Source organism: Microcystis sp. M109S1, assembly GCF_020247025.1.
Classification (GTDB): domain Bacteria; phylum Cyanobacteriota; class Cyanobacteriia; order Cyanobacteriales; family Microcystaceae; genus Microcystis.
On record NZ_JADBRW010000088.1, the window covers coordinates 1 to 8,795 of the forward strand.

Annotated in this window: 9 protein-coding genes and 1 pseudogene; 4 read left to right on the plus strand and 6 right to left on the minus strand. The window is 44.9% G+C overall.

Annotated elements, in window-relative coordinates; genetic code table 11:
- Positions 1–224, plus strand: a pseudogene (locus IM322_RS04320) (RNA-guided endonuclease TnpB family protein); the annotation flags it as partial.
- Positions 225–286: 62 nt separating this feature from the next.
- Positions 287–2,140 carry a DCC1-like thiol-disulfide oxidoreductase family protein gene (locus IM322_RS04325; protein WP_287676236.1) on the plus strand — a complete coding sequence of 618 codons (1,854 nt, stop codon included), beginning with the start codon at positions 287–289 and terminating at the stop codon, positions 2,138–2,140.
- Positions 2,141–2,493: 353 nt separating this feature from the next.
- On the opposite strand, the gene IM322_RS04330 is transcribed toward IM322_RS04325, so the two are convergent.
- The 4 genes from IM322_RS04330 to IM322_RS04345 all read right to left on the minus strand — a co-directional run bounded on the left by IM322_RS04330 (position 2,494) and on the right by IM322_RS04345 (position 5,292).
- Positions 2,494–2,835: a DUF760 domain-containing protein gene (locus IM322_RS04330; protein WP_002796237.1), complete on the minus strand. Its 342-nt coding sequence runs from the start codon at positions 2,833–2,835 to the stop codon at positions 2,494–2,496.
- A 194-nt stretch (positions 2,836–3,029) separates the two neighbouring features.
- Positions 3,030–4,193 carry a GuaB3 family IMP dehydrogenase-related protein gene (locus IM322_RS04335; protein ID WP_287676235.1) on the minus strand — a complete coding sequence of 388 codons (1,164 nt, stop codon included), beginning with the start codon at positions 4,191–4,193 and terminating at the stop codon, positions 3,030–3,032.
- An 82-nt stretch (positions 4,194–4,275) separates the two neighbouring features.
- Positions 4,276–4,512 carry a hypothetical protein gene (locus tag IM322_RS04340; protein ID WP_287676237.1) on the minus strand — a complete coding sequence of 79 codons (237 nt, stop codon included), beginning with the start codon at positions 4,510–4,512 and terminating at the stop codon, positions 4,276–4,278.
- 90 nt (positions 4,513–4,602) lie between these two features.
- A complete protein-coding gene (locus tag IM322_RS04345) occupies positions 4,603–5,292 on the minus strand; it encodes a lecithin retinol acyltransferase family protein (RefSeq protein ID WP_287676233.1) in 690 nt (229 codons plus the stop codon).
- A gap of 80 nt (positions 5,293–5,372) precedes the next feature.
- Here IM322_RS04345 and IM322_RS04350 point away from each other — a divergent pair, with 80 nt between their 5' ends.
- Positions 5,373–5,606, plus strand: coding sequence for a hypothetical protein (locus IM322_RS04350; RefSeq protein ID WP_002771307.1), 234 nt, complete (start codon positions 5,373–5,375; stop codon positions 5,604–5,606).
- Between the two features lie 22 nt (positions 5,607–5,628).
- A complete protein-coding gene (locus tag IM322_RS04355; RefSeq protein ID WP_287659834.1) occupies positions 5,629–6,123 on the plus strand; it encodes a phosphoribosyltransferase in 495 nt (164 codons plus the stop codon).
- An 82-nt stretch (positions 6,124–6,205) separates the two neighbouring features.
- Here IM322_RS04355 and cydB read toward each other — a convergent pair whose 3' ends face one another.
- Positions 6,206–7,219, minus strand: a complete 1,014-nt coding sequence (gene cydB, locus IM322_RS04360; protein ID WP_287076763.1) for a cytochrome d ubiquinol oxidase subunit II — start codon at positions 7,217–7,219, stop codon at positions 6,206–6,208.
- 8 nt (positions 7,220–7,227) lie between these two features.
- Complete coding sequence (locus IM322_RS04365) at positions 7,228–8,655, minus strand: cytochrome ubiquinol oxidase subunit I (RefSeq protein WP_287676231.1); 1,428 nt, start codon at positions 8,653–8,655, stop codon at positions 7,228–7,230.
- Between the last annotated feature and the right edge of the window lie 140 nt (positions 8,656–8,795).

The window sequence follows — 8,795 nt, forward strand, 5'->3', positions numbered from 1 at the left end:
AAAAAATCTTTATCGACTAGAACCCATCAGTGCAAGTGTGGGTGTGTTTTGGGATGAAAACGCCGCAATCAACCTCCTTAAAAGGGGACTAAGTACGGTAGGGCATACCAGAACCTTTGGGCTAGATCCAATAAACGCTTGGGGAGAGAATACCTCTACTTTTTCAGAAGCAATTCTGTCTTTCGCAAGTAATCTCTGTGAACCAAGAATCCCCGTCTCTTTAGAGCGGGGAGTGTCAATTGCTATAAAGTAGGTTTATTGAAGAAGTGGAGGGAATCATCATCCTATGGCGATAATGGCAAAATCATTTAGACAAAGACTGGCAGAGATTTTCGGGTTTGACCTGCGATCGCTGGCTTTATTTCGCATTGCCTTGGCGTTAGTGGTTTTAGTAGATTTATCGGTTCGTTTTAGCCAAGTAACTGCCCATTACAGCGGATTGGGGGTTTTACCCCTAGGAAGCTTATCGAAAGTCTCTGCTAGTCCTTTTTACTGGTCTATTTTTGCTCTCAGTGACTCGGTGCTGGTGCAGAGTATCCTGTTTATTGTCGCTATAGCGATCGCATTATTGCTTTTAATTGGCTATCATACCCGTTTAGCCACGATCGCCACTTGGGCGCTAATCGTCTCTTTACATCATCGCAACCCCCTGTTACTATTTGCCGCCGATGACGTAATCCGGGCAGTATTATTCTGGGCGATGTTTTTACCCCTTGGTGCCTGTTATTCCGTGGAAAGTGCCTTAAACACCAATCCCAACCCCTTACCCAAGCGTGTGGTTTCGGCTGCCACGGTCGCTTTTATGATACAGGTGTGTTACATCTATATGTGGTCAGTGGTCTTTAAACTCAAAAGTGAGACTTGGTGGCCCGACGGTACAGCCGTTTATTACTCTCTTAGTTACGATCAATACGCTACCGCTTTGGGGAGTTTTTTACTGACTTTACCGCAGCAATTCCTCAAATTTCTAACAATTTCAGCCCTAGGCTTTGAATGGTTCGGTCCGCTATTGATGTTTGTTCCCTTTCGCAATAGTTTATTTAAAATAATCGCCGTAGTTTCCTTTATTTTCTTGCATACGGTTTTTGCGCTGATTCTACATTTAGGGGTTTTCCCTTTCTTGAGTGTTACCCATTGGTTGCCGATTATCCCTAGCTTAGTCTGGGATTGGGGACAAAAACGGATGAGAAACCCAGAAAGAGAAGGTTTAAGGATTAATTATGATCGAGATTGTGGATTTTGCAAAAAAGTTGTTCATCTTCTCCGCACTTTTCTCATTTTACCCGGCACTCCCCTGTTAGTCGCTCAGGATAACCCTTCAATATACGAGGATATGGAGGCCCAAAATTCTTGGGTAGTGGAAGATTGGCAGGAAAAACGTCGGTTTAAATGGTCAGCATTGGTTTATATTGTCAGTCTTTCGCCGATTTTCTGGTTTTTAGCGCCAATTTTGCGTTTACCGCCCCTTATGGCCGTGGGAACGAGAATTTATGAGTGGATTGCCTCCCATCGTCGTTTTATGGGCAATTTCACCAAACCTCTCAAGTTTCGTCCCCTGACGATTAAATCCTCTTTACCTTTAAATATTTTGGTAATTTTCTTCTTCTTGTTGACCAGTATCTGGAATTTACGCAGTTTTGTCCGGCAATCGGCCATTAGAGGCGATTTAAATACACCTTTAATTCAATCCCTCGATCGCTTGCTCACCCGTCGTACTTTCAATACAATTGATATTCTGGCAAGAGTTACCCGTTTAGACCAGTATTGGACTATTTTCTCCCCTAGTCCGCCCCGAGATGATGCTTGGTTTGTGGCAGTCAGTCAATTAGCCGATGGTTCCACGGTAGATTTATTTAGGGAAGGACAGCCGGTAATTTGGGATAAACCCACTGAAAGCGATCGCAATCATTTGTATAAAACCATGCAGTGGCGACAGTATTTTATTAATCTTAATCGATCTATCGGTGGGTCAGTTTATGGAGAGTTTGGTCAGTATCTCTGTCAAAACTGGAATCAGCAGCACGGTAGTGATCAACAGATTAAATCCCTGCGACTTTATATTATGCGGGAAAGGACTGTCCCCCCCGGAGAAAAACAGGGAATCGAAAAAGAACTACTCTGGCAGCAAAACTGTCTTTAATCAGTCATCAGTCATCAGTCATCAGTTATTAGCCATCAGTTATTAGCCAGATCAAAGTTATCTTGTAACTAGGGTATGCGGCAAAAAGTTTTTCGGTGGTGGCAGGGTGTGGGGTGTGGGGTGTAGGGTGTGGGGTTTTACCGGTTTTGAGGTGGCCAATTACCTAATTTTCAGGGAAAAAGTACCTCAATTTTCCCCCTGATCACTCCCATGCCTGGTACTTTTTGATTGACAAAAAGGCTAAAAGTCTTACCCAACAAGGTTTTTAGATTTTTTCAGCAACCCCTAACTAAAATCTGATAGCTGATAGCTGATTGCTTCTTTTTCCCTTTCAAACTAACTACCGCTAAACCTTAAACATCGCTAGAACCGCTCTGGAGACTAGCGAGGGATTTTTCAAAATTCATTCTCTGTTCAGCATTGCGGAGAAAGTAACCACTCATCATTGCTGAGGCCAATAACCGGCCCAGATGTTCGCGACTGGTACTGATAGTGACCCCGAAATGTTCCGAAGGAAGGTTGCCCAAAAGTCCGATAATGTTGCGTTCCATCACTTGGAAAACCTCTTGGGACTCCGGTTTCGAGAGTTGGGCGATTGTCTCCGGACTTAAGGTCTGGACATACTGCCACAAACTCTCGGAAAATTCACTATCGGTACCGAATAAATTGTGAGGGCGATCGTTTTCTCTATACACCTTTGATCTCCTTAACTCAATTTTTTTATAAACTATCCTTTTTGGTTCTTCCAATTTAACAGTTTTTTGAGATAGTGGGGGTCGGCAGAACCGAACCTGAAGGGAATGGTAATTCCAAGGAGAAAATCCATCTCCGGCAAAAATGAAAAACTGCCCCGAGAAGCAGATAACCGATCACTGTTCACTGATAACTTTTATTTACCCATACCTAACTGCTGGGCCTTTTGATAGACTTTCCCCTCCGTCAGCAGCGAGGGAGCAATCACCACTTCCACCTGTTGCATTTCCTTTAAGTTCTTAGCACCCAAAGTTCCCATACTGGTTTTCAGCGCCCCCAAGAGGTTATGAGTACCATCATCTAATTTTGCCGGTCCAACGAGGATTTCGGCAATAGTTCCCGTACTGCCCACGCTAATTCGGGTCCCCCGGGGTAGAACTAGGCTAGGTGTGGCCATACCCCAGTGAAAACCGCGGCCAGGGGCCTCCACGGACCGGGCAATGGGAGAACCAATCATCACCGCATCGGCGCCACAGGCGATACATTTGCAGATATCACCGCCGGTAATAATGCCGCCATCGGCAATAACGGGGACGTATTTACCGGTTTCTTGGAAAAAATCGTCCCTAGCGGCGGCACAATCGGCCACAGCAGTGGCTTGGGGAACTCCCACCCCTAAAACGCCGCGAGAAGTACAGGCAGCCCCGGGACCGATACCGACCAAAACCCCGGCTGCCCCGGTTTTCATCAGGTTAAGGGCGACTTCGTAGGTGACGCAGTTGCCCAAAACCACGGGAATGGGCATTTCTTGGCACAGTTGTACTAAATCGAGGGGGGTGATAGCTTCCGGGGATAAATGGGCAGTGGAAACAACGGTTGCTTGGACAAAGAGAATATCGGCCGCTGCTTGGGCAACAATAGCACCGTATTTGACGGCACCGGCAGGGGTGAGGCTAACTGCCGCAATACCGCCTTTTTCTTGAATTTCTTGGATACGAAGCTCGATTAGTTGCGGTTTAATCGGTTCTGCGTAGAGTTCCTGCATTAAACCGACGAATTCTGATTTGCCGACTGCGGTAATGCGATCGAGAATCGGGTTAGGATCCTCGTAACGAGTTTGAATACCTTCGAGGTTTAGTACCCCTAGCGCCCCCAACTCGGAGAGAAGGACGGCCATTTTAGTATCCACCACCCCATCCATAGCGCTGGCGATAATCGGGATTTCCCGCTCGATATTGCCGAGAGACCAACGGGTATCGGCTAAACTAGGATCGAGGGTTCGCACTCCGGGTACAAGTGCGATTTCATCGATACCGTAAGCTCTACGGGCTGTTTTGCCCCGACCAATAATTGTATCCACGTTTCTATACTATTTCAGACCTATTTAGCCTAGACTAGCAAATTTCGCACCATCTCGAACAGCTTTTCGGTATTATTGCTGACTAGGCCCTGGGAAAATAATCGCCGCAGTCGATCGCTTGTTCGGTGTTGGCGCTCCTGGGTTGTACACTACATTTGAGGCGATAATCGTTGGTAAAGTAGCGGCAGTGGGAGCAAGGGATGGAGTGCATTCGTCGGGCAACTTGCCAACTATCGCGCATGGCACTGGCTAAAGACCAGCAAACTAAAGCGATAATGGCAGCGGCGATTGAAAAACGTAAAATAATCCAGATTTCCATGGCGAGCAACTAAAATTACCTGATTTGAATAGGAATCAACCGAGGCAATTGGCATAGGTTTAGATACTGAACAGTTTACTGACATCCAGACTAACCGTTAGCAATCACCAGACTTTTAAGCACATTTTCGGTCATCGCCGCTATTTGATCCAATTGTTCCTGATGGCGTTTTGCCTGTTTTTTGGCTTCTACCTTGCGTTTCAGGGCTTCCCGGGCTAAATCATCGCGATTTCTGCTTAAAGCTTCGATCGCTACTCGATTCCATGTTTCTGCTTCTTGAATGGCTTTTTTGTACTGGGGGTGAATTTCATCCCAACTAACCTTAAGATTGCTTAAAGCCCCTTTTAACAGGGTTTGGGCATTGTTGGGGTCGGCTCCGATTAGGGATTTTTTCAGAGGTTCGTAGAGTCCCACCGCTTGTAAATGGGTAATAATCGGGATAAATTCTTCTATCTGTTGACTTCTGCTAATACCAGTCTTACACCAAGTGGCAAAATGTTCGCAGTTGTTAAAAAGAAGATTATATTTCTGCTCCCCCAGACGACTTAGCGCCCTTTCTACCACCACATCGGGGATAAAGGAAAATCCCACCTCTACATGGCGCACCACATAGATTTTACCGCCCCTAGCAAAAGTTTCTAGGGAAGTTCGTTCGACAATCTCGCTCGGTTTTCGGTAATGAATGACGCTACCATCACCGCAATCGATGCCATGATGAGCATAAACACCCTGAAGATTGAGCAATTGCCGATAAGCGTATATTTGATCCCCTTTAGCCATATTTTTTTAGTGATAAAGTAAACAAGGAGATTATCTATTGACCCAGTTTTTCTAGTTATTAATCTTATATTTTAGAGATTATGGATGCTTTTAGTCCCTTTCCCCCTGACTGGACAGAGAATGCTGTTCACGCCTACAATTTTTGTTGTCCTTACTGTGGGGCAAAAGCTAAAGAAGCTCAGGCCGTTTGGATCAATCGCCGCGCTCCCGTTTTAGGAGAAGATTCTCGACGTAAATGGCAGGAATTCTATCATTGTCAATGCGATCGAGTTTGGTGGGCCTGGAGTAGTGATCGACCTGCCGAAAATAAGTAATTATCAATCGGGAATGCAAAATATGGCCGATATTTATGTTTCTTGGGATGAATACCATCGTCTGATCGAAAAATTAGCAGTAAAAATCGATCGTTCTGGTTGGCAATTTGCTCAGATTGTCTGTTTAGCTAAGGGAGGATTGCGCGTCGGTGACATTCTCTGTCGTCTTTTTCGTCAACCCCTAGCCATTCTCTACGCTGCTTCCTACGGGGGGCAAAATCATCAAATTCGGGGAGAATTAACTATTTCCTCGAATTTAGCCATGATCGAAACCAAATTAAAGAGTCCCTTGTTATTAGTGGATGATTTAGTCGATTCGGGAATCACCCTCCAAAAAACCTCGATTTTGTTACAGGAAAAATACGGGATTACCAATATCAAAACTGCGGTGATCTGGTACAAAGCAGCATCAAGAATCAAACCTGACTATTATGTGGAATATTACCCCGATAATCCTTGGATTCATCAACCCTTCGAGCGTTACGAGTTAATTACACCCAAAGACCTCCTAGAATAAATTCAGTTTAGCATCAGCGGTAGAGAGTTTCCCCTTAAAAATACCACCAAAGAAGATTGATATCTGAAATCGGCAACGCCATCTATTCTCCGTAGGATTCAGCAGTAATTTTACCCCGAAAAACGATGTAGTTATAAACTGTATAGGCTAGTAAAATTGGTATTAAAAACCCCACAAAAGTCAGCATAAACACCAAAGAACTAGGGGCGGCCGCCGCTTGATAAATTGTCACGGACGGGGGAATAATATCGGGAAAAATCAACAATCCCAAACCGAGAAAAGAGAGCATAAACAGCAATACTGTCCAGACCATGGGGGTGTTTTCTTCCTTTAGTTGCAAACTCCGCAGTAATAAACCCAGTAACAGCACAGCTAAAATCGGGATGAGGATAAAGATGTAAATTAGTCGAGGGTCAAATAAACGCTGACGGATATGGTCAGAAAGCAGCGGCGTACTGATGGTGATAAAGACAGCACCGATAAAAGTGGTAATAGCGGCAATTTTTGCCGTTTTATAGTGAACTTCCTGTAAATTACCCGTAGTTTTCAGAATTAGGTAAGTGGAACCCACTAAAACATAAGCTTGGATTAAAGTTAGAGACACTAGAATCGATCGCCATGTTAACCAATCAAAGGGGCCGCCGGCAAAATGACCCAATTCATCCACTTTAATGCCCTCAAAAACCGCACCGAGGGCGAATCCTTGCCCCAAAGCGGCCAAAAAACTGCCGAGTCCGAAGGCATAATTCCAGAACAACTTGCGACGAGAATGTTCACGAAACTCGAAGGAAACAGCCCGAAATAATAGCCCCACCACCATAATCACAGCAGGCAGGTATAAAGCGTTTAAAATTGTCCCGTAAGCTAGGGGAAACGCCCCAAACAGGGAACCCCCCATCAAGACAATCCAAGTTTCGTTAGCATCCCAAACATTGCCCAAGCTGGTCATTAAAATACTGCGACGCTTCTCGGAGGAGGAAGTCAGGGAAAGAATTCCCACCCCCAAGTCAAAACCATCGAGAAGGACGTAGAGAAATAGAAATAATCCCAGAATAAAAAACCAAATTTGTGGCAGAAAATACTGTAAAGGTTCCATAGTTCCTCCTATTGTTGCGCTTCTAGGGAACGAGGATTTAGTTCTGGTGAGATCACTTTTTCCTCTTGAGTCCCCGGCAGTGGTAAGTTAAGATTGGGTCCCTGACGGATAATACGACTGCCGAAATAGAGAGCAGAAACCAAGAAAACCACATAAATCGCCGTAATTCCGATTAAAGAGGTTAAAATCTCGCCCGCAGGTAGATGAGAAGCTGCATCCACCGTCCGGATTTGATTGTAAACTGTCCAGGGTTGACGACCGACACAACGGACAATCCAACCGGTTTCCACCGCAAGATAACCCAGGGGGGCAGCAAAAACCCAAGCGCGTAGTAACCATTTTTGACTGTCGATTTTTTCGTTAGATAATTGACCGCGCAGCCATTGCCCGACAGTTACAGCCATTAAAGACGCAAGAAAAAGACCGATAGCGACCATAATCCGGAAGGAATAATAGATTAGCCCCACCATGTGCGGTCTATCTTCGTATTTCCACGTTTTTAAGCCGAGAACAGGTTCCGATAACTTGGGTTTTAACTCCAAAAGATAACCCAAAGCATTAGGTATCTTCACTTCCCAGCTATTTGTCTCCGCTTTATCCTTGGGTAAAGCAACCAAACTCCAACCGGCAGTTTCTCCTGCGGGAATGGTTTCCCATTGCGCTTCCATGGCGGCTAATTTAGCCGGTTGATAGTGATACACTTGTTCGGCACTAAGATGACCGACAAAAATTTGCAAGGGAGCGATAACAATCGCTAGAGTAAGAATAATTTTGAGAGAACGACTAAAAAAGCTAATGTGACGTTTATTGAGCAAATACCAAGCACTAATGCCACCAATGACGAAAAGAGAAGTTTCCAGAGTAGCGAAAAACATATGCAGGAAACTATTAACCATGAAGGGATTGAGAATCGCTTGTAGGTAATCTTGAACGATAAATTTACCATCCACGAAAATGCCGCCAGCAGGGGTTTGCAGCCAAGAATTAGCGGTTAAAATCCAGAAAGTGGAAAGATTAGCCCCGAAAGCGACGAGAATTGTCGCCAGGAAGTGAATTAACGGGGGAACTCGTCCCCAACCAAACAGCATAATTCCCAGAAAACTAGCCTCTAGCATAAAGGCCATGGTTCCCTCGAAACCGAGGATAGTTCCGAAAAAGTCCCCCACTGCTTCCGAAAAAGGCGCCCAATTCATGCCAAACTGAAAAGCCATGGGTAAACCAGAAGCAACTCCAATGCCGAAATTGAGAATGTAGAGTTTTGCCCAGAAGCGAGCGTGATGATAGTAGTCAGGATTGCGGGTTTTTAGCCATAATCCTTCGACAATGACTAGATAAATGCCCATACCAGTGGTTAACACCGGCCAAAGCATATGGAAAATAGCGGTGATGGCGAATTGTATCCGCGACAAAGCAACGGGATTGGCAAGTAAATCCATGATTATCGAAAATTTGGGTTAAAACCCCGTCGTTTTACGACGGCTTTTCTTGATCTTTAATATAGCACTTAAGAACTTCCAGGGTTGCACCTCTCAGTTATCAGTTATCAGTTATCAGTTATCAGTGGGTAAGTCATCAG